19 protein-coding genes and 3 pseudogenes are annotated in these 24168 nt (G+C 34.7%); 5 read left to right on the top strand and 17 right to left on the bottom strand.

Annotated elements, in window-relative coordinates:
* Window positions 1-531 precede the first annotated feature (531 nt).
* Window positions 532-1788 (top strand): ATP-binding protein, encoded by a 1257-nt coding sequence (locus JFT95_RS14345; RefSeq protein ID WP_201052619.1) that lies wholly within the window; start codon window positions 532-534, stop codon window positions 1786-1788.
* A 168-nt stretch (window positions 1789-1956) separates the two neighbouring features.
* Here JFT95_RS14345 and JFT95_RS14350 read toward each other — a convergent pair whose 3' ends face one another.
* The 3 genes from JFT95_RS14350 to JFT95_RS14360 form a co-directional block, all read right to left on the bottom strand.
* Window positions 1957-2151 carry a hypothetical protein gene (locus JFT95_RS14350; RefSeq protein WP_033732005.1) on the bottom strand — a complete coding sequence of 65 codons (195 nt, stop codon included), beginning with the start codon at window positions 2149-2151 and terminating at the stop codon, window positions 1957-1959.
* 992 nt (window positions 2152-3143) lie between these two features.
* Window positions 3144-3839: an IS3 family transposase gene (locus tag JFT95_RS14355; protein ID WP_201053663.1), complete on the bottom strand. Its 696-nt coding sequence runs from the start codon at window positions 3837-3839 to the stop codon at window positions 3144-3146.
* A 179-nt stretch (window positions 3840-4018) separates the two neighbouring features.
* The gene (locus tag JFT95_RS14360; protein ID WP_016103355.1) at window positions 4019-4339 is read right to left on the bottom strand and encodes a helix-turn-helix domain-containing protein; all 321 of its coding nucleotides are present in this window, start codon (window positions 4337-4339) and stop codon (window positions 4019-4021) included.
* A 579-nt stretch (window positions 4340-4918) separates the two neighbouring features.
* Between JFT95_RS14360 and JFT95_RS14365 the strand changes: the two genes are divergently transcribed.
* A complete protein-coding gene (locus JFT95_RS14365; protein ID WP_002035240.1) occupies window positions 4919-5551 on the top strand; it encodes a lysozyme family protein in 633 nt (210 codons plus the stop codon).
* A gap of 780 nt (window positions 5552-6331) precedes the next feature.
* Here the strand turns inward: JFT95_RS14365 and JFT95_RS14370 are convergent.
* From JFT95_RS14370 to JFT95_RS14415, 11 genes and pseudogenes are all read right to left on the bottom strand, one after another.
* The gene (locus JFT95_RS14370; RefSeq protein WP_002066317.1) at window positions 6332-6769 is read right to left on the bottom strand and encodes an NUDIX hydrolase; all 438 of its coding nucleotides are present in this window, start codon (window positions 6767-6769) and stop codon (window positions 6332-6334) included.
* 796 nt (window positions 6770-7565) lie between these two features.
* The gene (locus JFT95_RS14375) at window positions 7566-8543 is read right to left on the bottom strand and encodes a DUF4179 domain-containing protein (RefSeq protein WP_201052620.1); all 978 of its coding nucleotides are present in this window, start codon (window positions 8541-8543) and stop codon (window positions 7566-7568) included.
* A gap of 3 nt (window positions 8544-8546) precedes the next feature.
* Entirely contained in the window at window positions 8547-9077 is a 531-nt protein-coding gene (locus JFT95_RS14380) for an RNA polymerase sigma factor SigX (protein ID WP_002016748.1), read from the bottom strand.
* Between the two features lie 399 nt (window positions 9078-9476).
* Window positions 9477-10223, bottom strand: a complete 747-nt coding sequence (locus JFT95_RS14385; RefSeq protein WP_201052621.1) for a CPBP family intramembrane glutamic endopeptidase — start codon at window positions 10221-10223, stop codon at window positions 9477-9479.
* 311 nt (window positions 10224-10534) lie between these two features.
* Window positions 10535-10645: a YjcZ family sporulation protein gene (locus tag JFT95_RS14390; protein ID WP_000540371.1), complete on the bottom strand. Its 111-nt coding sequence runs from the start codon at window positions 10643-10645 to the stop codon at window positions 10535-10537.
* A gap of 744 nt (window positions 10646-11389) precedes the next feature.
* Window positions 11390-11485: pseudogene (locus JFT95_RS14395) on the bottom strand (YjcZ family sporulation protein); the annotation flags it as partial.
* Between the two features lie 293 nt (window positions 11486-11778).
* Entirely contained in the window at window positions 11779-12759 is a 981-nt protein-coding gene (locus JFT95_RS14400) for an alpha/beta hydrolase (protein WP_201052622.1), read from the bottom strand.
* Window positions 12760-12941: 182 nt separating this feature from the next.
* Window positions 12942-14309 carry a sensor histidine kinase gene (locus tag JFT95_RS14405; protein WP_201052624.1) on the bottom strand — a complete coding sequence of 456 codons (1368 nt, stop codon included), beginning with the start codon at window positions 14307-14309 and terminating at the stop codon, window positions 12942-12944.
* The gene (locus JFT95_RS14410; protein WP_001142154.1) at window positions 14306-14980 is read right to left on the bottom strand and encodes a response regulator transcription factor; all 675 of its coding nucleotides are present in this window, start codon (window positions 14978-14980) and stop codon (window positions 14306-14308) included. Before JFT95_RS14410 ends, JFT95_RS14405 begins: the two co-directional genes overlap by 4 nt.
* 386 nt (window positions 14981-15366) lie before the next feature.
* Window positions 15367-15601 (bottom strand): annotated as a pseudogene (locus JFT95_RS29610) (GNAT family N-acetyltransferase); the annotation flags it as partial.
* Window positions 15602-15757: 156 nt separating this feature from the next.
* Window positions 15758-16645, bottom strand: a complete 888-nt coding sequence (locus JFT95_RS14415; RefSeq protein WP_201052626.1) for a LysR substrate-binding domain-containing protein — start codon at window positions 16643-16645, stop codon at window positions 15758-15760.
* Between the two features lie 142 nt (window positions 16646-16787).
* On the opposite strand from JFT95_RS14415, the gene JFT95_RS14420 reads away from it, so the two are divergent.
* On the top strand, window positions 16788-17546 hold the full coding sequence (locus tag JFT95_RS14420) for an NAD-dependent epimerase/dehydratase family protein (protein WP_002014092.1): 759 nt from the start codon (window positions 16788-16790) through the stop codon (window positions 17544-17546).
* 298 nt (window positions 17547-17844) lie between these two features.
* Window positions 17845-19275 carry an IS4 family transposase gene (locus JFT95_RS14425; protein WP_201051382.1) on the top strand — a complete coding sequence of 477 codons (1431 nt, stop codon included), beginning with the start codon at window positions 17845-17847 and terminating at the stop codon, window positions 19273-19275.
* A 412-nt stretch (window positions 19276-19687) separates the two neighbouring features.
* On the opposite strand, the gene JFT95_RS14430 is transcribed toward JFT95_RS14425, so the two are convergent.
* Entirely contained in the window at window positions 19688-20596 is a 909-nt protein-coding gene (locus JFT95_RS14430; RefSeq protein ID WP_201052628.1) for a PhzF family isomerase, read from the bottom strand.
* Window positions 20597-20805: 209 nt separating this feature from the next.
* On the opposite strand from JFT95_RS14430, the pseudogene JFT95_RS14435 reads away from it, so the two are divergent.
* Window positions 20806-21429 (top strand): annotated as a pseudogene (locus tag JFT95_RS14435) (IS4 family transposase); the annotation flags it as partial.
* A 629-nt stretch (window positions 21430-22058) separates the two neighbouring features.
* Here JFT95_RS14435 and JFT95_RS14440 read toward each other — a convergent pair.
* Both JFT95_RS14440 and JFT95_RS14445 read right to left on the bottom strand, forming a co-directional pair.
* Complete coding sequence (locus JFT95_RS14440) at window positions 22059-22997, bottom strand: alpha/beta hydrolase (protein WP_098636365.1); 939 nt, start codon at window positions 22995-22997, stop codon at window positions 22059-22061.
* 51 nt (window positions 22998-23048) lie between these two features.
* Window positions 23049-24122 (bottom strand): LLM class flavin-dependent oxidoreductase, encoded by a 1074-nt coding sequence (locus tag JFT95_RS14445; RefSeq protein ID WP_061689660.1) that lies wholly within the window; start codon window positions 24120-24122, stop codon window positions 23049-23051.
* Window positions 24123-24168 lie beyond the last annotated feature (46 nt).

The following is a 24168-nucleotide window of genomic DNA, read 5'->3' on the forward strand; positions in this document are numbered from 1 at the left end:
TTAGAACTTTCAATCAATTAATTATACTAAAATTAGTATTAAGAATATTAGTAAAAAAGTAACAACGTTATTACGAAGTTCGAATATTGGTCTAAGTACCCTAGCATCTCAATGGTAACCTCTTGAATACTTTTACGTTTTTAAATAAAATAAATTAAAATAACAAAAAAATAATAATTTTTAATTTTTTTCTTTGTAATTTAATAAGTTGCATGTTAATATGGCGAAGGTTATAAAATGGATTTCGCCATACACAATGTTTTTTCGGAATATTCACTCCAGAGAAACGTAACTATTTCAGTAATTTGCTTCATCTTTTACCTATACAAGGGCTACTTTCAATTTTTTTGTTCATAAGTAAAAGTAACTTTTTATTCTATCTTCCTCATCGATTTTAATATAAATGGTAAAAAAGCACTTTTTCAAGTGCCCTTCCTTTTCTTTTTTAAAGATAGAAAATCTAATAAAATCAAACACCTAGATTAAACACATACATAATCCTACTTACAAACTCTCAGAGAGGTATAAACTATGGGAATTCCTACACTATTATTAAATACATTTATTATTATTATTTGTATCCTTAGTTACCAAGTATTTTGGCTAGAACATAAAGAAAAAATGGCATGTAATAATATATTAATTTCTGTACTTTCCTCCATTGCAATTATTTTTTGTATGACTTTTCCTTTTCATTTACACGCTGGGTTCATTTATGATTTACGTTTTATTCCCATTATATTAGTTTTTCTATATGGAAATACAAAGAGCATTATTTGTATTGGAGTTTTATATCTTTCTTATAGATTTTACTTAGGTGGAAGCGGAGTCTTCCCATCATTTATTATCTTTACTGTTATTTCTGTTATTACAATCATGTTTCGTTACTTGTCACCTACTTATTTCAAAGAAAAGAAGATATTATTAAGTATTCTACTTATTTTGATATGTACAACTTCCCTTTCTATCTGCGGTATTGTAACGCAAATAAATACAGGTAGTAAAATTGACTCTACTCTCATTGAATTTTTATTCAATTATATAATCATAAATATTTTCACAGTATTATTATCAGTTTATTTAATAGAAGGAATGATCGAGAAATATAAAATAAAAGAAAGAATGCAAAGAGCAGAAAAATTTTATATAGCTAGCGAACTAGCTGCATCGATCGCGCATGAAATTCATAATCCACTGACCACGGTACGTGGATTCACTCAACTACTAAATGAAGATGAGAGTGCTAAGATGTCCCAAGATAAGTACTTAGAAATTATGTTACTTGAAATGCAGCAAATACAATCTACTATTAATAACTATTTATCTTTAACCAAACCACAAAACATTATAAAAGAGGAACTAGATATTAATTACATATTAAATCAAGTGAAAGATAATATTTCACCACTCGCTCTTTCATATAATGTTGAAATAAAACAGCATATTACAACAGATTCCCTTTACATAAATGCTAATACTGAAAAATTAAAAATATGTCTAACCAACATCATACAAAATGGAATTGAGGCTATGAAAAATGGTGGCGTATTACAAATAAATATACAAAAAATAAAAGGTAATATTGTAATTGATATTATTGATACAGGAATAGGAATGTCTTCCCAACAAATAAAACGTATTGCCTTGCCATTTTATTCAACAACAGAAAAAGGTACTGGGCTTGGTACTATGATTGCGTACAGTATTATTAAAGAATTAAACGGAGATATAGAGATAGAAAGTGAACTAGGAAAAGGAACACACTTTTCTATCACTATCCCCTGCTAATATAATAGAAGATTTATTTAAATGATATTATTTTGTAGCTAATATAACCATATAAAAAGAAGACGTAACTATTCGTCCTCTTTTTATATGGTTCTGGTGCAAAAATGTTAGTTAGAAACATAGAGTAGCAATTTCACAATTTATTCACAAGTACCGTTAAGCGCAAGTTTACGTTAAGTATGCTATTTGCATAATAATGTTTTCAAGAAAAAAGTAGCTGTACTTTTGTGCAGCTACCTTTTTATGCAATAAATCAGTAATAGATATTCGAGCTGCAATAAATGCCCCTTTTATACTTTGAAATGTAATTTGCAAACTACAATTTGACATAATTCTAATAGTATGGGATGTATATTTCTCCATAAAAGCAACTTATTTTTATCTCTTTTAAACAATTTATCATATTATTTTCGTCTAATTAAGCACAGAAACATTTTGCAAAATCTTACTACTTTTAGGAAAAATGTTTTTAGGGTACATTTTAAAATAGCTCTTTTTCTTTGAAATGTTTCTGTGCTTAATATTTAAAATATCTTATGTCAAAATTTTCCGCAACAAATATGTTAAATTATTCATAATTATATATAATACGGAATATTAAAGTTAAATATTCCGTATTATACTCTATTAAATATAGCGTATTTAATTTATTAGTAATTAATTTATTAGTCTAAGTATGAATTATAAAGTATATTCGTTTAAAATTGTCACAATATAATTTTATATTCGACGTTTTTAATTACTCGTGAAACATTTGCAAATGTTTTAACCGTTATGTATAAGGTAAATATCCCCTCTAAATATAAGATTTACTTAATTTAGATTCTTTCTCTCATAGTCGTAATGTCGAAAAAAGTCGAATTTTTATATTTTTTCTTTATTTTCTAGTTGTAAACGTTTTATTTTCATGTTACCATCTTAATCAAACATTAGATGGTAATAAAACTTAAAGTATTTCTTTCCCTTAGAGACATATAAACGTTCGGTAATACCATGAAAATGAGGCCAAAGAAATATGAGTTACCTGATAAAAGATTTAATAGGATTTTTACCACTTTAATTTTCTGTTAATTCAGAATGTAACACTTTAACATTTTGTCCCTAAACGAAATTTAAATTTTAGTGTGGTAAACTCAAAAAGCTAAATCACCCACCCAAATTAATAAATGATATATCCTGTTATATCTAGCGATCAGTCATGAGAAATAGATTTCTTCCTAAGAAAACTTAGCCCATTAATAAAAAGTGTCTAAATTTCTATCTTTATTACCATCTATTGTTGATAACATATTTACCAACTATAAAAAAGAGCCTATTGTGGTCTTATCCCTGTCAAGTAGACAATATTAAAAAGACTAAGCAGCCATCGAGATTCGATATTCTATCGGAGCTCGGTGGTTGAGTCGTTTTTGGAACCGTTTATAGTTATAAAAATAAATATACTCTTCAATTGCTTGTATTAAATCTGCTTCTGTTTTAAAATGATTCAAATACAACATTTCCGATTTAAAATGGGAGAAAAATGACTCAATACAGGCATTATCATGGCAGTTTCCTTTGCGAGAGTGGCTGCCAATGATACCTAAACCTAAAAGTCGTTTGTTGTAGGCGTGAGATGTGTACTGGAATCCCTGATCTGAATGGAGAATGGTTCCACGCACATCTCTTTTTTGTGCCAACATTTCAATTGTATCTAATACAAGTTCATTATCGTTGCGCTTGGATATTTTCCAAGAAACAACTTCGTTATTATAAATATCTTGTACAACAGAAAGATACCGAAATCCCTCTTGGAATCGTAGGTAAGTAATATCTGTAACAAGCGCTTCATTTTGTTGGCGATCTTTGAATACACGGTTTAAAACATTCGGAAAAACATTGGAATAGTTCCCTTTAAAGAAGCGACGCTTCTTTCGAATAATAGATTGAATGTTGAGCTCGCTCATTAAGCGATATACTTTTTTGTGATTTATAAAATATCCCTCTTCCTGTAAAGCGATTTTCATACGTGGATAACCATATTCCTTGTGCCTTACGTGAATAGATTGTATTACTTTTTTTAATCGTTTCTCGGATTCTAGTCACATGTTTTTCATACTTTTTGTATGAATCCACTTATAGTAACTTGAACGATGTACACCCGCAAATTTCGTAAGCCATATAACTGGATATTTCCCCTTTAATGATTCAATGATATGATATCTCACCGTATATTTTAGTGCACCTCCATTTACAGATTCGGATACTGCTTTTTTAAATATTCAACCTGTGCCTTATAGTAGTCACGTTCCTCTTCAATCGTCTTAAAATGAACGCGTTTGCCTTTTAGAGGATTTGATATACCTTTCATTCCACCATTTTTTCCACGAGTATCTGTAATTTCACCAAATTCTTTATATTTTTTCACCCAATTTTTTAGTTGTGTAGAGCTTCTAATCTGATATTTTTCCTTTATCATATTGTAACTTCCTTCTCCGTTTAAATAACTTTGAACAGCCGCTAACTTTAATTCTTCTGAATATGTAATAAATATTGAACCTTTTTTAGTCATGAAAAATCCCCTCCAAGTAATAGTGTAACATCCATGTATGTGCATGGTCTTTTTACACTGTCTACTTAAAGGGGATAATATCATTGAAGGTTCTTTTTATTATAATCATTAGCACTTCAATTATTGATAATCATTGGTGTTGAATCTTTATTCCCTCACCTTATATAGCTTTCTTTTATTAACACTTGAAGACTTATTGAGGTACGGTTCTGATTTTAATTTTTTTTATTTTTAAGCGACTAATTTCCGAATGATGGGCCATCCACAGTTTTATATCTAATAAAGAAAGAATTATATCTGTTTCAAGTGATATTTTGCTTACCTCCTTCTCTCTTATGGGTTATGTAGATAATATATCTCTTGAATCTGGAGCCTTTAGAACACATAATAGATACCCTAAAAAATGGACTTTATTTTATCTTTATCTTATCTTTACCTTATCTTTAAATTTTTCTATTAAACTTAGCATTTAGAAAAAAATTTTCGAGTCTAAAAAAGCTGGGAAATAGAGAATTATTGAATTTTTTAATAACCAGCCACCATTGAAAATAGGGTTTCTTGTAAAAGGAGGAGTAATATTTGAAGAATAAGAGAAAAGTACAAACTATTATATTATTCTTTATTAGTATTTTAGGGTTAGGAACAATAATCGGGATACTATATTTTAATGACAAAACCAATACTCAAAAAAATAAAGCGTTTGCTACCGAGGAACGTTTATTGCAATATGAGCCCATCATGAAAAAAGAATTAGAAAAATATAATTTGGGAGAAAAAACAGCAATTTTACTAGGAATTATGTACCACGAGAGTAGGGGTGAGGGCAACGACCCTATGCAATCTTCCGAATCACTTGGATTAAAGCCAAATGAAATCCAAGAGATAAACTTGAGCATTAAACAAGGGGTAAAGCACTTTGTTCAAATGTATAGATATGGAGAAGAAAAAGGTGTTAGCATGGATACAATTATTCAAAGCTATAATATGGGGCCAGGCTATATTGATTTTATTGCCAATCAAGAAGCTAAACAACACTCGGAAGATACAGCTAAACAGTTTTCTAAGTTGAAAGTTGATCAGAATCCAGCTACATACACTTGTGGTGGAAATAAACAAAATTTTAGATATCCATATTGTTACGGTGATTTCACATATACAACAAAAGTGAATGAAAAAGCAAAACTTATTGAAGAACGCCTCCAAAAAAATTAAAATTTTATATATTTGTTTGAAGGAGTTTTCCATTTACTTTTATATGGTTTTTCATCAACTTTTATCCCCTCTTACCATCTAAATGTATATATACAACTATCGTATCATATTTCAATTTAAATACGGCTCTAGTTACATATTTCGCAAGAAATCTATCCAGAATATAAATAAAATCACCATTTTACATGAAATAGTATCCACTTAGCGAATTCATTAGGCATAAAAATAAATGTAGATTCAATAAAAAGAGAGTACCCTCGCTATTGGTGCTCTCAATGTTAATTGGGGTTTATCCTGAGCATTGAATAGGACACGAAGAACTCGTCCTGTTACATAATATTATGCTTGTCCATATTATAATGTGCAATAAAAAAAGCACCCTCGCCCAGGCGCCAAGAGATACATATACGTTGAGGTAACTAACACGTTAGAAAAGGCCCTTCCATATCATTGTATGATTATCAATTATCTTTATACCTAGCAGACTCATTAAATACGTTTAATGTATCATTTCTATTAGTTTAACCATGCCTAATGTCATCCAATTCATGGTTAGTATTCTAAATAGACCAACGATGTATTATAATACTTTATATATCCAAGGAGGTTTACTATGCTTAATTTTCATAAAACATTCCCCATCTTAGGATTCTTTTGGTTTTTATATAGTTTTATCGGCATCATCTTTTTATTACTATTCCTTAGCGTGTAGTAACGACGCGTATAAATATATGTTTAATGTGTGATTTCTATTATCGGCTTTGTTAACTAACACTTAAATTATTTTAACAGCCTTTTGTTTAATTCCCACAAAGCTGTTTTGTTACTATCCCATTTTAAAAGCGTTACGGCTTCCTCAAAGCACAACCATTTATACTTGAAGTGTTCTTTAGATAATTTAATATTTTTTGTAGGAACTTTAACTCCAAAAGAAAATTCTTTTATTACATAAACATCTTCTCCCCAAAGAAATTCACCAACTACATCCTCTACTGGTAGTGAAGACACAGAATCTAGTTTTATATATGGACATTCTCTTATAATACCAGCCTCTTCAAACGCTTCCCGTTTTGCTGATTCAATAGGAGTCTCACCATCTTCTCCACCACCAGCTATTCCTTGCCAATAACCATAATCACTTCGATTAAAAATGCCATATTGAATGGAATCATCAGTTTTTATATAAGGAAATATCAATACTTGATACGGCGCTCTCATTGCTTAACCTCCTCTCGAAAAAATATGAACAATTTATTCACTAACTTGCTATTTTAGTAAATAAAGAGCCAACATCAAAATTCTTAAAAAATGCAGGTTTATGGTATCGGCTCTCCATTTTTTAAGAATTTTATTTTTCATAAATAGGTTTACTCTTAACGTGATAAAAACCTGCTTATTTCTTATTTAATTTGCTTAGCGTGTTTTTTTCGAAATGCTGGCGGTATCACATGTTGACTAACCAGTCCAAATAGTCCCTAAAACGGTCGTTTAAGGAACTTTATTTATATCTATCAAAACTGACTGAAATATGTTTAAAATTCAGTTCAAAAACTCATTACCAAAAACTAAGTTTTATATCAAACATCAAATACCGTTTATGTAACACTCTTAATGTACGGAAAACCAAGTTTTTTAAATAAAAAATTCCTTAGCGTACGAAATTCGCGTTATGTTGGCGGGACCCCATCGCCATCAAGTTAAGGTTTTGAAGTACCCCCTAAACGAAAAAATTCTTTCTCTATAGGGGCACCATATCAAAAAAGAAAATTGTAAGTTTAGACACATTTTAGATACAAAATAACCGATTCCTTATACGTTAAGGGACCGGTTATTTATTTTCCTACTTTTTTAGGGAGGTTTTTCTCGTAATGGTCTTAAATGATTGATTTAAGGTTATAAACTTAAATCATAAATAAAAGATAGAGTAAAAACTATATAAGAAATAAATGTAACGAAAACAAGAAAACATATAAACTGAGCATTAGATACATATTGTTCTATTCTTTTTTTCATTTTAATTAGTATTATTTTTCAGATGTGAAGTATCAATTTGAATTTCCCCTTTCCAAGATCCAATTACTTTTCCAATTCTATTTATATTTACATCTAAAGTAAGGGGCTGTTTAAAATCGTCTTTTCCCCCAGAAACTATAACAAATGTAGCAACACCTTCGGGTTTATCATTATCACGAATACCTACATCATTTAATTTTTTACCTGCTGCCATAAGTTCAAAAGGAAGACGGTCATCTGAATCATGGATAAATGATAGTCTCCCTTCATGTTTAATCTCAGGGTTTTCCTCTTGTTGCCCATTAATTTTACCATCACTTTCGAGCTCTAATCCTGATGTATCAAATTCAAATGGTACTAAACTTCCGTCAGCTTTTTCCATTCTATAATGAACTGATATACGTGAATCTGCGATATATAATTCTTTGAAATGTACAGTAATACCTTGATCTGTAATTTTTTCATCAATAGGAATATATTCACCATTCTTCATCATATCTTGTGTGACACCATTTTCATCTTGTATTCCTTCATTTACAACTTTATCATTTGTAATTGCATCAGAAATATATGAGGCAACATTTGTAGCCGCTACTTGTACTTGTGGAATCATTGCTGTTGTGAACAGTGCTGCTGCAGCTACTGCTGTATACATGAAACGTTTTGATTTTTTACTCATGTTTGTAAAGAGTCCCTTCTTCTGTTGTTTTTTGTGATTTATATTAGAAACATTGTCTAGCTTGGAACGACTTTCAAATGTTTTCCATGCTTGTTCTATATCAATTTTGATTTCTTGTGGTGAATTTGCAGATTCTTCATCTAGCATTACGTTTTCCCATTGATTTAATTTACTAATTTCTACTAATAAATCTTGGCATGCTTCACATGTATCTAGGTGCTTTGTGAATTCCTTTCTTATATCATGAGAAAGTTCTCCATCAATATATGTTTGAATAAATCCGATATCATAACATTTCATTTGTTATGCCTCCTCCATTTGTTTATAAATCTTGCGAAATTTCATTTTGGCTCGGACCAATAATGTTCCAATAGAAGATATTTCAATTTGAAGTATTTCTGCAATTTCTTTATATTGAAAACCAGAGAATTTCATTAGTAAAAGGGTTCGTTCTCGATCATTCATTTTATTTAGTATCGTTTGTACCTTTGTAATTTCTTCTTTTCTTATCCAATCATCGTCTAATGATGAAACATTTTGTACTTCATGGTATTGTATTTCTTTATCAATCTTCGCTTGTTGCCTTTTTTCAGATCGCAAATGGTTATAAGCTACATAAGTAGAAGATTTAATCAACCATCCAGGTATGTTTTCAATTACTTTCCAGTCGCTACGATATAATTGTAAAAACACTTCTTGTGCTAACTCTTCAGCGATAGATTGATCTTTAACAATCCATATAATCTGTTTCACAGCATACGCATAGTACTGCTTAAATAAATCTTCAAAAGGCATATCAGAAGCATGACTTTCTTCATTTTCTATGGTTAACATGTTAGTTTAAACCTCACTTTCAATTTGATGCCTGTATTATAGAGAAACCAGAAAAACGGATTTTGTGACAGTTTTTCTGGTTATTTTTTTATTATGTACTAAAAAAAGCATTCATCTGATTAAAAGATAAATGCCAAAAGGGAAATAAAAACATAAAACTATAACTCTTGCAGTCGTTTTCTATTAATGGGATACCGCCACATCGCTATCAAGCTAATAAAAAGAAATGCCCCCTAGAATGAAAAAAACGCCATCCTTTCCTATGATTCTACAGAAAGAATAACGTATTTTTTTAGGGGAACAATTAATCTCTTAAGTTGATGAGCATGCAGCAAGCCCCTTTAAAGGTAATATTGTGGTACCAGGCTGCCCTCTATACTGAAAAGGTAATATCACAACTCAAACTGCTATATTTATTTCCTGTCGAATACACTCTTTTTTATTAGCACGTTTCCATAAATATATGGTGTAGAAGAATAAAATTGCAATAATAATATATGTAAAAAGCGACGAGGCTTGAACATTCCCCATAAAATTAAAGAAATTATTAAAAGTGTGGAAAGTAATGGTGATAATAATTGATTGCTTATTTACGATAAGTAAGGACAGAACAAGTCCAACTAAAAATGCATATATGATTTGTAAAATGGTATCTTCAATAGACTGCCCACCAATTAGTTGTAATAAATGGGTGATACCAAACAAAAAACTTGAAATCAAAACTGATTTTTTTATCCCCTTTGAAAACAACATTTTGAGCATAAATCCCCGAAAAAAGATTTCCTCAATAAATGCAACAACAAAAAATTGCATGATAAACATAAAAAATAAGTCAGATACCGATGTTGTGTTTAATCCTTTATTACCAAGTAGTATTACTAATAGAACAAGCACTAATGGGGAATTTAATAAAATGGTATTCTTCATTGAATTATTTAACTTAATATCAAAGAAATAGAATTTCCACTTGTTCTTTATTGTTAAATATATTAAAATTCCCACTGCTAAAGGAACAAGTCCAATAAATTGTAATACTGGACTGGATGGCTTAGTAATAATTTGATAGGCCCCGTTAAGCGTGTAAAAAATCATTAATAAAAATTCTAACCCAATAATTTTTAAAACAATATTCTGATTTACCTTCATCTAGAATCCTCCCCTATTTATCGATTTGAGCATTTTTCTTTTGGATTACTGCACTGTTACTATTTATAGATTAATAGTAACTTATTAATTCATCAAATAATTTACTGACATTTCAAAAAAATAGCATAAAACACTTTATTGTCCTCATGATAAGGTAAACAAATACCTCAAACGAGAAAATTGATCTCTTCAAATTGAAAATATATAAAATTCCTTTTTGGGGGTTTTATATATTTTTTTAGTTGATGGCGATGTGGTGAGACCCCATAAAGAAAAGACACCCATATAAGAGTGTCTTTTCCAATAGTTTTTTAGCAGAAGCAACTGCATCCGATAATGATTAATAAAATAAATAATACAACAAGTAAAGCAAATCCTCCAGCAAAACCGCAGCCTTCGCCGCAACTACCACCATATCCCATAATAATATTTCCTCCTTTAGATAAGAAGGTGAAACTAGGGTTCATTCCATGTATTTTTACGGGTTCACTTTACCTTATGTTTTTACGCCTGAATTGAGCAGGTCCTAAAAAAAAGACGCCATAAGGCGCCCCCCATAATTGGGTAGATAAGGTTTAGTTTTCCAATTCAAAGAAATTATGTATCACACCTTGAGAGTATATCATAATATCTGTTAAATTTAATATTCTATGCATTATTACATAAAAAAAAGACACCCTAAGGTGCCGGTGCCTTCCTCCGACTTGAACCACTTTAATTTAATAATATGTATTGGACATTAAGTAAACACGTCCTATAAAACAGAATCATTTATTTTCAACAGATTGTTAGTGTACAAATACAAGAGAATCGAGATCGTTTGTTTGGCTAGATTAAAGCAACGCCACACCTATATGGTTGATATGTGTTACGCCTTCTAATCGGAGAATCAGCTTTATAGAACGTGTCCACAATTTATATTTTACTGCATGTAATATTTATTTTATGTAATTTTTACAAATATGTATAATTACATAAAATTCACGAGAAAAAGAGAGTATACTTTGATATTGTGTAATAAAGATAAGGCCCACCTACGGAAATAGGTGGGTTTTTTGTTGGGCATTACTATCTCATTGCACAAAAGGGAATTTGCATTAAAATAATATCATATTCTTAGAGTTCTTATATTTAGAAAAAAGACACTCTTATGAGTGCCCCTTTTTTTAGTAACCGAATCCGCCGCTACCGCCACCCCAACAACTACATCCTATAATGTTTAACAGGATGAATAGAACGATCAGTAAAGCAAATCCGCCACCTAACTGTCTACGCTTAAAGACTAAAGTTACCTTTAGCCCTCCAAGACTCGCTACGAGCGAATGGCTAGTTCTTAATCGACGGGAATCCCACCCGTTATATGATACGACCTAGGCTCGGCCGCACACCTGCCTCGTTAGTTAATATGAAAATGAAACCCAATGTCTTTCAGGCGAAAGTATAATCTTGGTTTGGAAATATACAACTGTTTGGACATAAAAAAGACTATCGAAATGATGGTCTTGCAGACTGTAGACAAATGCATAAAATAACGGATGAACCTTTCTCTGAACACTTACTTTACTTCTTTCATAAATAGTCTAACGTTTTCAGCGATTTCTTTGAATTTGGTATGGTGTAAATAATGTGATCCATCCATGGTTACTATTTTTCCATGTACCAAGTCTTTGATCTGCCCTTCATGCAGAGGTATCCATCCTGCTACATCTTCATTATTCGCTTGTACAAAGAGAAGAAGTGGAAGATATTTAGGGAAGATTAAACCTTGAGCCCCTTTAAAATTAGACGAAATATGGTCCATCTCATTCAAGGTTGTTTCATTATACATGTTTTTATTCGAAATCATTTTCATTTGCTCTACGGTTTTTTCATCAAATGCCAGTCCAGCATAGGGGTCAGCACTGATTTTCATAGCCAATCTTAAGAGACCTGATTTTTTGAGATATGCAAACGTTTTTAATGGGAAATTGATATCCATACCCGGTTGTGTTGCAACACTGCTATCGATTCCGACAAATGCAGTCACCTCGTTTGGATATTTGTTCACATAATCAATTCCATAAATGCCTGTAATGGAGTGGCCCATGAGCATGTATCTGTTAATATTAAGCTGCTGTAGAGCTTCATGAACTTCACTTACCATATTCTCCGTGGTTCGCTCTTTTACAGTTTCATCACTTAATCCATAACCGAAAGGCTCTACCGCAACAACTTTGTAAAATGGAGATAATTCATCGATAAGAAGCTTAAAATCAAGCCCTGGAGTAGCTGTTCCATAACCAGGCAGGAGCACGATCGTTTCCTCGCCCTCGCCTTGAATTAACACATTCATGTTTTTCCCGTCTACAGATACGTGCTGCCCGTAGGGCACTATTCGTTTTTGCTCCGAATGACTACTTATCACATTTACGATATAAACAATACCTAAAAAAAGTACAATGGCTAGAACGATTGCTCCTATGGTTTTAAGTAAGATGTTTCGCACTTTCTTTATTTTCATTCCACTCAGCGTTTTCTTTTCCTCTTGTTGTGTCACTGTCATCTTCTCCTGTCCTGATCTGTTTGCCTTCCTTCATGTGCCTGTAATGAAAACTTAACCAATGAAGATGTACTCACCATGACGACAATATGAACTGAATATGAACTGCCAAAAAAAATGCTACGGCTCTATATGCAAGTAAGCTTGCATATGAGTCGTAGCATAGAGAATGAATCTAACTAATCTGTTGGTGTAGTGATTGGCAAGGTGACAATGAAGGTCGTTCCTTGACCAAGTTCACTTTTCACTCGGATGTCACCTTGATGAAGCGACACGATCTGTTTAACGATAGCGAGTCCCATACCACTTCCGTCATACTTACGACTGTGGGAACGATCGGCCTTAAAAAAACGCTCGAATATACGCTTCTGGTCGTCAAGGTGAATACCAATACCAGTGTCGGATATTAGGATTGTCACGTTTTTGATATCTTGTTTGATGCTTACGTTAATCACGCCGGCATCCTCGGAAAATTTGATGCTATTTCTGAGGATATTCGTCCATACCTGATTTAACAGGTCATGATCAGCCGTTACTTTAACTGTCTGTAAATCAAGCTCGAAATGTATATCGCGAGCAGACCATTGTGGCTGGAGCGCCACGATTATCCGTCGGATTTGTTCATCGAGGCTGAGCGTGACGAGCCGCAGTTGCTTTGACTGCGATTCAAGAAAACTCAGCTTTAGCAGGCTATCGCTCATTTTGGACATCCTTTTCGCTTCAGCGATGATAATATCAAGATAACGGCTTCGTTCGTATTCTGAGAGGTCAACTTGCTTAAGCACTAGAGCATAACCGGATATCGAAGTGAGCGGAGACTGAACCTCGTGCGACACGTTCGTTACGAATTCCCTGCGCATCTGCTCAAGTTGCTGCAGATCGTGCATCATTTCTTCGAAACTGCGAGCCAAAGTACCCAGCTCACTCGTTTGCTTAATATTCAACTTGACGTTGAAATCTCCAGATGCTATCCGCCTGGTCGCTTTTGTCAGCTTTTTTATCGGTCTTACCAGGAATACAGAGGCAACTAGAATCAATAAGCTTCCTGCAATCAACGAACATGTTGCAAAGACCAATGCCCACTTTGTGACAAAAGAGGCTGAAGGAGGGGCGAGCGCTTCCAAAAATATCGCTTTCGTTCCCATTTCCGTTTTCAACGGCAACCCTAAGAGGACCGTGGCAATACCATTAGGAGTGTCCTGAACAACACCTCCATCTAATACTTTCTTTAGTTGCTCCATCGTCACAGGCGCAGGTTTGTGTCCGTGAAGTTTACCGTAAGACTTGAACTGACCCGTTGCTTCGTAAATTCGAATATAATAAGAATCTAGCTGCTTCATTTCACTTACGAACAAGTCCGCTTCACGTAACGGAAAGGTCTTGTAAATCCGGACGATGTCTTGGCCAAAGTTACGTGAGTTGATTTGAGCGTTTTCGTTCAATTTATCTTCGAATATCCAAGTTGACACAAAAAAAGAAATGATCGTGCCCCCGATGATGGAGACTAAAAATGTCAGGACAACACGTATATATAAGGATCTGATCATTCATAAACCTCAAGCCGATACCCAAGCCCGCGCACCGTTTCGATCCGAAAATCGGGTGTTGTCGCGAACCGTTCACGCAGCCGTTTAATATGTACGTCTACCGTTCGATCATCTCCGGCGTAATCGATACCCCAAATCTGATCGATCAACTGCACGCGCGTATAGACTTGTCCGGGTGTTCCAGCGAGCTTATACAGCAATTCGAACTCCTTTAGCGGCAACGTAAGCGACTCCGTCCCTTTCATCACCTTATAGGTCTGTCGATCAAGGATGACGTTCCCTAAATGGATCGTCTGCGTGGAGCCAATCTTGTATCGTTTGAGTAGTGCCCTAACACGAACCGTCAACTCTAACGGATCGAATGGTTTAGTTAAATAATCGTCCGTCCCAAGTTCGAAACCTTTCACTTTCTCCCATGTTTCTCCTCTCGCAGTCAGCATAAGTAAAGGTAGATCAGGATTGGCTCTTCGGAGCTCCTTGCTTAACGTCCAACCATCCATAATCGGCATCATAATGTCAAGTACGACAAGATCGACATTCGTTGAGATGTAGACGGCCAGTGCTTCCTTGCCGTCCGCTGCTTCAGCTGTTGCGAATCCGTCGTTGCGTAGAAATAAACAGACGAGTTCGCGAATGTTCGCATCGTCGTCAGCAACTAGTATAGTAGGCATCGGTTCCCTCTTTTCCCTGTTTTCCACTGCATTATTTCAAGCAATCATTATACTATAAATTAACACGTATGTTGATTAACCAAAGTAATACAGTTTCTTGATTTATCGACCTGTAGAATTCAAGTGTTTCTTTCAAACTAATTTGCCACTCAATTGACAAGGTTTCACAAAGAAACAGGCGTGTGAAACCTGCAAATGACAAGCGTTTATTTTGTCTTTTGGCCTTGTGCACGAAGAAATTTCAGCAAAGCATAGGCAATTATAGCTGTGAATAACTGATTGAACAACGCATTGGATGTTGTGCCAAACAATACGGGAACGTTCAAATTCAGCTAAATCCAGCGGAAAAATGATTCAATTACCCAGCGCGATTTGTACATGGCGGCGATTCCTTCGGACAGATAGATTGATAGAACGCATATTCCCCAAACTACTCCAGTAATTACACCATCTGAAATAACACGTCCCATACCCACTAATTATTTTTCATCAAATGCGTATGGCGTATCAACTTTGATTGCACATTCGTTCCAAATCATTACTTGTTAATTTAAGTGAATTCCATCATAAAGATTCATATAGGTTTAGTAATTAGTCAAAGTTATTAGGGTGTTCTGTCATATAATTTATATATTACTATATAATCACCTCCTGATTTTTGTATATTATAGTTCTACATCGACACATAATATATAACTTTTTCTCATTGCTTATTGAATTAATCTGCTCCGTTCAAGAAGAACCATATCAGTTTAAATAACTCAGATTTTGGCAAAATTAAATTGATTCAAATGATACCCACCTTTTAGTAATCTCAGAAAATTTCTTAGTCGCGAGTGAGGTTGGTTTTCTTATAGCTAATCCAATAGTTCGATAGCTATCACTTTCAAGTGGAATTGCTGCAAAAGAAATTTTTGATGTCGGTATAATCATTTCTGGCAATATACTAATTCCTAGATTATTCTCCACCATGGAGATCACTGAGTATTCATTCATATTTTCGAATCGAATATTGGGGCTAACTTTATTCTCCCTAAATATTTTTTGAATATCATCATAACACTGATATGTTGGCATAATAAAAGGTACATTTTCTATTTGTTGCATTGATACTTGGTTTTCCTTACATAATGGGGATTGGTTAGACACAACACATAAAAGTCGATCCCTCTTCAATTGTACGATTTCAAAGGATTTTTCAAATGATTCAAAGTAAGTATCATTATTAATAAATCCACAATCTAATCTCCCGTTTTGTAACCAATTCTCAACCTCAGCATAGTTTCCTTCCAGTAATTCGATTTCAATATTTGGAAACTTTTCCTCCATTTTTTTAAGAATACCAGGAATCCAGTTTTTAGAAATACTCGAAAAAACCCCCACTCTTACTGTTCCTTTTTGGAACCCATTGATAGCGGCTACTTCCTGCTTCAGCATGTTGTTATAGTATAAAATTTTCCGAACGGTAATTAAAAGCTCCTCTGCATTTTTGGTCAATGTTAAAGTAGAGTGATTACGAATAAATAAAGGACAGGAAAACTCTTTTTCCAAACTGCTAATTGCATGACTTACAGCAGATTGGGTGAAACCTAACACTTCTGCAGCTTTTGTAAAACTATTGAGTTCTGCCACTTTGTTAAATATTTCATATTTTGCTAAAGTCACTATGGTCCTCCTCATGAATTTTATTCATGTCTCCATTATATTTCTTCGTTTTATTTAATGCCATTACCAACATACAATAAGTGCATGCTCTATTATGTGACCCTTGACAAGGGATGTATTTTTTATGGAAGGATGAAGTGAAATGCAAAAAATTTTAGTTACAGGTGCTGCAGGTAAGATTGGCCAAGATGTTACAAGGTTCCTAGATAAGCAAGGGAATTACCAGTTACGGCTAGCAGATATTAACTTATCTGCTTTAGAAACTTTTAAAGATACAAATCACGAAATCATATATTTAGATGTTTCTGATTTAGCTGCTTGTCAAGAATTTACGAAAGGTATAGATATAGTTATACACTTGGCAGGTAATCCTTCGCCAAATGCTGATTTTTATGGCTCCTTATTAGAAAATCACATAAAGGGAACCTATAATATTTTTAGAGCTGCTAGTGATAATAATGTATCCAAAGTGATAGTTGCTTCCAGTGCTCAAACAATTGAAGGCTATCCTTTGGATTATCAACCACATGCTTATTCACCCACGAGACCCAAAAATATGTACGGGGTAAGTAAGTGTTTTGCAGAGGCTGTTGCTTCTTATTTTGCTTATGAAGAAGGGTTACAAAGTCTTGCTATTCGTATAGGTGCATATGATGATTATAATCCATATGGTAAACCACTAACAGCTAGAGATATGAGTGCATACTTAAGCCCAGAAGATTTTATGGACCTTCTCTTAAAGTCGATGACGGCAAAGAACTTACCTCCATTTTCAATTTTACATGGTGTATCTAACAACAGGTTTAAACGAATTGATATTGAAGGAACAAGAAAGTTAGTTGGTTATAGCCCAAGTTCTGATGCTTTTGTACTAAGTGGTATTAAGTTTTTTGATTCTTGATAAAGGCATATCTAGAAAAGAGATTATATTATTGTTATTTAGCTTTTATTTGTTCTATTTTCAATAGCTGTGGTTTCTATAATCATAATATTCCAATCTCCTCAGATAGGGCACACTATTCTTCTGTCTCATTTGTGGAACAACTCTATTGTCACCACTAGTTCCACAGATGTTCTTTTCCTTTTCAACATAATGGGGTAGCACCACATCGCTATCAAGCTAATAAAAAGAAATGCCCCCTAGAATGAAAAAATGCGCTATTCTTTCTGTAGAATCATAGGAAAGGATGGCGTTTTTTATGTCTGTTTCTGTGTATGACGAATTACAACTATTTGCTCAAGAGATTCAAAGTTTTTTATCTCCAAATACCTTACGGAATCTTGCTAGAGATGTTGGCTTTGTACAACGAACCAGTAAGTACCAAGCAAAAGATTTAGTAGCTTTATGTGTATGGTTGAGCCAAAATATAGCTATGACTTCTTTAACTCAGTTATCTAGCTGTTTAGAAGCATCAACAGAAGTACTCATCAGTCCTGAGGGACTGAATCAACGGTTTAATAAGGCGGCCGTCCAACTTTTACAACACCTACTAGCCGAACTACTAAGCAAAAAATTGGCCGCATCTATGCCGATTTCTTCTCCATACACTTCTGTTTTCAAGCGTATTCGTATTTTAGATTCAACTGCATTTCAACTCCCGGATGTATTTTCATCGGTTTATCCAGGTGCAGGAGGATGCAGCCATACGGCTGGGATAAAAATTCAACTTGAGTATGATTTGTTAAGTGGACAGTTCTTACATATTCATACAGGTCCAGGTAAACAACATGATCGCACTTACGGCTCTCTGTGTGCCCCAACTGTGACAGCGAATGATTTATGTATCCGAGATTTAGGTTATTTTCATTTAAAAGACCTTCAATATATACAAGATAAAGAGGCCTACTATATCTCTCGTATCAAGTCGAATACACGTATTTATCAAAAAAATCCTAACCCTGATTATTTTCAAGACGGAAGAATTAAGAAAGGTACAGAGTATATACAGATAGATATGGAGACGTTAATGAGCTCCCTTCAACCAGGACAAACATGTGAAATAGCTGATGCTTATGTAGGAATGATTGATAAAGTGCCAGCTCGTGTAATTGTTCACCGATTAACAAAACAACAGCAACAAAAACGATTACAAGATCAAGCTGTAAGAGAAAAAAAGAAAGGAATGAAGTATTCTCCTCGTAGTAAACGGCTCAGTGGTATCAATGTATATATGACAAACACCCCTACAGATATTGTCCCGATGGGACAGGTACATGACTGGTATTCTTTGCGTTGGCAAATCGAAATTTTATTTAAAACGTGGAAGTCATTCTTTCAAATCCATCATTGTAAAAAGATAAAACCAGAACGATTGGAGTGCCATTTATATGGTCAATTGATTGCCATTCTACTCTGTTCTTCTATCATGTTTCAAATGCGCCAATTGCTCCTCATGAAGAAAAAACAAGAGCTTAGTGAGTATAAAGCCATATATATGATTAAAGACTATTTTCTTCTTCTATTCCAAACTATACAAAAAAACACCCAAGAGCTATCAAAGGTGTTACTTCGCCTGTTCAATCTCCTACAGCAAAATGGGCGGAAATCTCATCGATATGATAAAAAAACGATCTTTGATATATTAGGTGTCGTTTACAATTGTACCATGTCTGATAACCAAGCCGCTTAATTCAAAAAAGTGAAACCCGTTAGGGTTTATTTCGTATGCAAATCTTTCAAACACTTACACTTGCTCTTTAGAAAAAAGAAACAATCTCGCCTAAAATTGACTTTGCATAAGCTTAGCTTGATAGCGATGGGGTAGCACCACATCGCCATCAAGCTAAGATTTTGAAGTACCCCTAAATGAAAATTTTCTTTCTCTACAGTTAGTTATTTTGAGAGGTCAGCTCATTTTTTTGTTTTGGGGGTGTTTACTTTTCTTATTTATTCTATTTAACAAAAGCACCTTTTTGTTTGAATGTATTATTTCACAAATTCCCCGTCATAGAAATAACTTTATTATGATTTACAGTTTACAATGACTGAAATTTATATTAATAAAGATCTCCATTTACGATTCGAACTTTGCATATGAATTGCTAATCAAGTAATAAATCGGACTTAAATACGATTACAGCATTTCCTGCAATTCTTACTTCCTCTGGCTCCTGATTACAAATTTTCACTTGAACATCAATGATACCCTCCCGTTTTATAGCTTCGCCCTGCACTGCTTTAAAACTAAATAAAGTATTATCATGTTTGACAAGTCTATGATGTATCAAGTATGCGCCTAAAGGACCGTTCGCATTACCTGTAACAGGGTCTTCGTTAATACCAATTGCAGGAGCAAACATTCTTCCATGAATTAAAATATCAGAGTCGGGAGCATTCATCGTAAACACATAGAAACCATTGCAATTAATTAATCCACTGACTTTTGTGAGTAAATCCATATTAGGGTTTAATTGGTTAAGAAGTTCCGAATTTTTAATTCCAATCATCACCTTAGAATGCCCGGTTGAAACGATTTGTACTGGACAATCTTCTAATAAATCATTTTCACTAATATTGAAAGCTGTAAATATATTCTCTAAAGCTACACCTTCAATCACAGTTTCAAAACTTATACTACCCTGCGTCATAATAATTTTGTAATCATTATCTTCATTAATCACATCGACTGGTAAAATGCCGGCACCAGTTTTATGATAAACTTTAACTGTATTTAAACTATTTTCAACTGCACGAGCATAGTGGGCAGCAATCGTCGCATGTCCACAGATAGGGACCTCATGAGTAGGCGTAAAAAAACGAATATGTACATCAGATTCGTTATTGTCTGATTTAAAGATAAATGCCGTTTCCGAATTGTTAAGCTCTCTAGCAATCCTCTGCATCTCACCCGAGGATAAACCATCTGCATTTGTTATTACACCAGCCGGATTACCTGATAATTTTTTCTTCGTAAATGAATCAATTTGATATAATCGGTACTTTCTTTCCATGTCATTTTCCACCTTTAATATATTTAATTTTTGGTCCTTTATACTATCTTTAATTCTTATTATATTAAAGTTCCCCCGTTGCTTCTATAAGGAGCTTGATAGAAATGTGGCGATACCCCATCGCTATCAAGCTAATAAAAAGAAATGCCCCTAAAATGAAAAAATGCGCTATTCTTTCTGTAGAATCATAGGAAAGGATGGCGTTTTTTATGTCTGTTTCTGTGTCTGACGAATTACAACTATTTGCTCAAGAGATTCAAAGTTTTTTATCTCCAAATACCTTACGGGATCTTGCTAGAGATGTTGGTTTTGTACAACGAACCAGTAAGTACCAAGCAAAAGATTTAGTCGCTTTATGTGTATGGGTGAACCAAAATGTAGCTATGACTTCTTTAACTCAGTTATCTAGCTGTTTAGAAGCATCAACAGCAGTGCTCATCAGTCCTGAGGGACTGAATCAACGATTTAATAAGGCGGCCGTCCAACTTTTACAACACCTACTAGCCGAACTACTAAGCAAAAAATTGACCGCATCTATGCCGATTTCTTCTCCATACACTTCTGTTTTCAAGCGTATTCGTATTTTAGATTCAACTGCATTTCAACTCCCGGATGTATTTTCATCGGTTTATCCAGGTGCAGGAGGCTGCAGCCATACAGCTGGGATGAAAATTCAACTTGAGTATGATTTGTTAAGTGGACAGTTCCTTCATATTCATACAGGTCCAGGTAAACAACATGATCGCACTTACGGCTCTCTGTGTGCCCCAACTGTGACAGCGAATGATTTATGTATCCGAGATTTAGGTTATTTTCATTTAAAAGACCTTCAATAAGATGGGAATCAAATAACTCAACTTTCGCACCTATAAAATAAGCGGGGAGATTTAGCTATATTGAATTTAGAGTCTATCAATTGTGTACTGTACAACTTGAGTAAAATGAAAAACACCTCGATCCTTGGTATAGTGAGATTACCTAGAAATCACTACCACAGAAGAGGTGCTTAACTACAATAGCTCAAAATAACCAATATCATCAACTACCAAAAGAACTTAATTCTATTTTTTCCGAGCTTGAAATGAAGATCCAGCTAAGGATGCAGTCTATCGCTTCTTATAAACGGTGCCAATGTTCAATTGGCGCCCTTTCCTGCTGCTGTTTAGTATGAATGCGATTAAAAAAGTAACTCGACTTACGAAAAAAACGCTCCAAAGTGTTGATTGCGCTTATCATCGTAACCGCAGTAAAAAAGTTGAATTGCTAGCACACTATTTTGAAAACTCGGTTAACTATTCCAACTTTGAAGTATTTCCTGTTTTTAATCAATGAGTAAGGGCCAAAATTTAAAGTATATGGTGACACTATTTGTACTTCTTTCTGTAATCTCTACTCATCGAATAAATTTAGAGCTATCACTCATGCCTTCAGTTGAACACCCCGATGACTGAACTAAGATAAGTTATGGATGAAGCGCCCGTGCCATCGCATCAAAATAATTCTGACTGGCACGCTGACTCACTTCGGCTTCAGGCACAAGCACTTCAAAGCAATGGAAGCAGCCGGGGTAGAGATGAAATTCAACATCTACTCCTGCTTGTGCAAGTCGTGTTACATATTCAATAATTTCATCTCGGAATAAATCGAGTTGACCTACACATGTATAAGTTGGCGGTAGTCCCGCTAAGTTGTCTGCTCTCGAAGGTACGGCATAGGGAGATGGTTCGTTAGTATCGTTCTTCTTTCCCAAGTACATATTCCAAGCCGTTAAATTGTTTGATCTATTCCATGTTGCATTGTCTTCTATAATCTCATAGCTTGATGGTGTTATGTTGTGGCTATCAAGCATCGGATACAGCGGCATCTGAAAAATAATAGATGGACCTCCTTTATCACGAGCCATTAACGCAAGCGCTGCTGTTAGTCCACCACCTCCACTTGCACCGGCGATCGCAACTCGATTCACATCAATTCCAAGCGAGTCTGCCTCATTTGTCATCCAAACCAAGCATGCATAACAATCTTCAATAGCCGCTGGATAAGGATGTTCGGGTGCAAGTCGATAATCGACAGACACAACAACGCATTCAGCAGTCTGAACAAATCGTTCACACAAAACATCGTCCATATCAGGGTGGCCCATTACGTATCCACCACCGTGAATCCACAGCATAGCTGGAAGTTTATCAAGATTTTTCTCAACGGGTTCGTAAATTTTAACTAACATATCGCCGGCTGCGCCAGGAATCATTCGCTTGGTCATGTTTACAAGCTCTGATTTTTCCAAATGTGGATTCGACAAGAGACTTCGACTCGCCTCTAAATCCTCCTCTAATTGAAAGCCTGGAAATTGTGAGAAAGCCTGTTTTAATTCTGGTAATACTCGACTGTCAATTTTCATATAAATTCCTCCAATTAAATAATGAAACTTGATGCAATCCTTATGGAATAATTAACGGAATAGATGTGTCTCCTGTTCTCCTTCAGCTTCCCATTTGGCAATTTCCTCTCTTACACGAGGGGCAACTTCTGTTCCAAGCAATTCTATGGCACGCATGACTTGATCATGTGGCATGGTACTTAATGGTACATACATCATAAAGCGTGTAATCCCTACATGCTTACGAAGATGAATGATTTTTTCGGCGACTGTATCTGGATCACCAACATACAACGCCCCTTCAAAACTTCGTGCAGCATCAAAGCTGGAACGATCATAATAAGGCCACCCTCGCTCTTTACCAAGTTTATTCATGCCTGCCTGAGTGGAAGGGAAAAATGTATCTGCTGCCGATTCCGTATTCTCTCCAACAAATCCAATTGAATGAGATCCCACCTGAAGCTTTGATACATCATGACCAGCGTGAGCCGCTGCTTTCTTATATAGCTGTACAATTCGTGCAAAGTGCATTGGGCTACCACCAATAATCGCCAGCATAAGTGGTAATCCCAGAAAACCAGCACGGATAGCAGATTCCTGATTCCCACCGCTACCAACCCATATCGGTAAAGGATCTTGAACAGGTCTTGGATATACACCTAAATTATTGATTGCTGGTCTATGTCCGCCTTCCCAAGTCACTTTTTCGGACTGACGTATTTTGAGCAGTAGGTCCAAATGTTCTTCAAACAGTTCTTCATAGTCTTTCAAGTTATAGCCAAACAATGGAAAAGATTCGATAAAGGAGCCACGACCCGCCATAATCTCTGCGCGTCCATTTGAAATGCCATCCAGTGTAGAAAAATCCTGAAAAACGCGCACAGGATCAGCTGAAGAAAGCACGGTTACTGCACTCGCGAGCCGTATCTTTTTCGTTTGTGGTGCCGCCGCTGATAGAACCATCGCTGGAGAGGATGCTGCATAATCCTTCCTATGATGCTCACCAACACCAAACACATCAAGTCCTACTTGATCAGCAAGAACGATTTCTTCAACAACTTCACGTAATCGCTGTGCGTGACTTATCACTTCACCACTATGAACATCTGGTTTCGTTTCTACAAAAGACGTAATACCTATTTCCATTTGTTATCTCTCCTAGTCCAATTAGATTTAAGTCAAAAAAATTAAT

Origin of the sequence: Bacillus sp. TH17, from assembly GCF_016651125.1 — a bacterium.
Taxonomy (GTDB): domain Bacteria; phylum Bacillota; class Bacilli; order Bacillales; family Bacillaceae_G; genus Bacillus_A; species Bacillus_A mycoides.

Coding starts and splice junctions, on each gene's coding strand:
- JFT95_RS14380 (WP_002016748.1), bottom strand. CDS start 9,077: ATGTTAACCATAGAAAATGAAGAAAGTCATGCTTCTGATATGCCTTTT.
- JFT95_RS14425 (WP_201051382.1), top strand. CDS start 17,845: ATGTCTGTTTCTGTGTATGACGAATTACAACTATTTGCTCAAGAGATT.
- JFT95_RS14410 (WP_001142154.1), bottom strand. CDS start 14,980: ATGCCTACTATACTAGTTGCTGACGACGATGCGAACATTCGCGAACTC.
- JFT95_RS14390 (WP_000540371.1), bottom strand. CDS start 10,645: ATGGGATATGGTGGTAGTTGCGGCGAAGGCTGCGGTTTTGCTGGAGGA.
- JFT95_RS14430 (WP_201052628.1), bottom strand. CDS start 20,596: ATGGAAAGAAAGTACCGATTATATCAAATTGATTCATTTACGAAGAAA.
- JFT95_RS14405 (WP_201052624.1), bottom strand. CDS start 14,309: ATGATCAGATCCTTATATATACGTGTTGTCCTGACATTTTTAGTCTCC.
- JFT95_RS14445 (WP_061689660.1), bottom strand. CDS start 24,122: ATGGAAATAGGTATTACGTCTTTTGTAGAAACGAAACCAGATGTTCAT.
- JFT95_RS14345 (WP_201052619.1), top strand. CDS start 532: ATGGGAATTCCTACACTATTATTAAATACATTTATTATTATTATTTGT.
- JFT95_RS14360 (WP_016103355.1), bottom strand. CDS start 4,339: ATGACTAAAAAAGGTTCAATATTTATTACATATTCAGAAGAATTAAAG.
- JFT95_RS14385 (WP_201052621.1), bottom strand. CDS start 10,223: ATGAAGGTAAATCAGAATATTGTTTTAAAAATTATTGGGTTAGAATTT.
- JFT95_RS14440 (WP_098636365.1), bottom strand. CDS start 22,997: ATGAAAATTGACAGTCGAGTATTACCAGAATTAAAACAGGCTTTCTCA.
- JFT95_RS14375 (WP_201052620.1), bottom strand. CDS start 8,543: ATGAAATGTTATGATATCGGATTTATTCAAACATATATTGATGGAGAA.
- JFT95_RS14420 (WP_002014092.1), top strand. CDS start 16,788: ATGCAAAAAATTTTAGTTACAGGTGCTGCAGGTAAGATTGGCCAAGAT.
- JFT95_RS14350 (WP_033732005.1), bottom strand. CDS start 2,151: ATGGAGAAATATACATCCCATACTATTAGAATTATGTCAAATTGTAGT.
- JFT95_RS14370 (WP_002066317.1), bottom strand. CDS start 6,769: ATGAGAGCGCCGTATCAAGTATTGATATTTCCTTATATAAAAACTGAT.